The sequence below is a fragment of the Zooshikella harenae genome, from assembly GCF_018837975.1.
Lineage (GTDB): Bacteria > Pseudomonadota > Gammaproteobacteria > Pseudomonadales > Zooshikellaceae > Zooshikella > Zooshikella harenae.
In genome coordinates this window covers 1-666 of the sequence record NZ_JAGSOY010000332.1, presented here as the reverse complement: position 1 = coordinate 666, position 666 = coordinate 1, and the positions used below count along the sequence as shown (strand labels likewise).

Genomic DNA, 666 nt, shown 5'->3' with positions numbered 1-666 from the left:
GTATGCATCTTCATTTAAATGCTGCTGACACAATGCAATTAAGGAATCGATTCCTTTACGGAAATCGACGGGATTCACCGCTAATAATAAACGATGATGAGGCGTTAATTGCAACATAATTACGCAATAAATTGATGAATTAACGCATCAACCGCTGTAGTGGGTAATTGATGGATTTTTAAGACTGTGCCATCAGGACGGGTTAGCTCAACCCCAAACACCATCGGTGATGCAGGTTGCACCTTATCCTGATGATTGACCACACCTGTTGCAGCAAGATCCACGCTAATAAACTCGGCTGCCCGAGATGCACTGGATGACGATGACTTAGGTGACGTTTTGTCTGCAAGACAATCAGGTTCCCCTAATAACACCGCACGCTTATGCATAAACTGGGCACGGGTAAGCCGTAGTGTCGTTAATATCCTCGTGAGTTTATACTGCGCCTGTAGTCGAAAGACATCATGCCATAATGCATTAGGAAAGGGTTTGCGGGGTTTAGGACGCTGCCGCCAGGCTTCAAACTTAGCCTTTACAGCCTCAAGTGTTAAAGGGGTGTCAGTGGGTGAATCAGTTTCCATAGTGCTTCTCCTGAACCATTAACGATGCAGGAAAAGGCTAACAGCAAGGGCTAGGGTGAGTCACGCACGCCAGCAGAGGGGACAC

Annotated in this window: 1 protein-coding gene; it reads right to left on the bottom strand. The window is 46.7% G+C overall.

What is annotated here, in order from left to right; translation table 11 throughout:
- Positions 1-119 precede the first annotated feature (119 nt).
- Positions 120-581 carry a hypothetical protein gene (locus KCG35_RS25975; protein ID WP_215822810.1) on the bottom strand — a complete coding sequence of 154 codons (462 nt, stop codon included), beginning with the start codon at positions 579-581 and terminating at the stop codon, positions 120-122.
- Positions 582-666 lie beyond the last annotated feature (85 nt).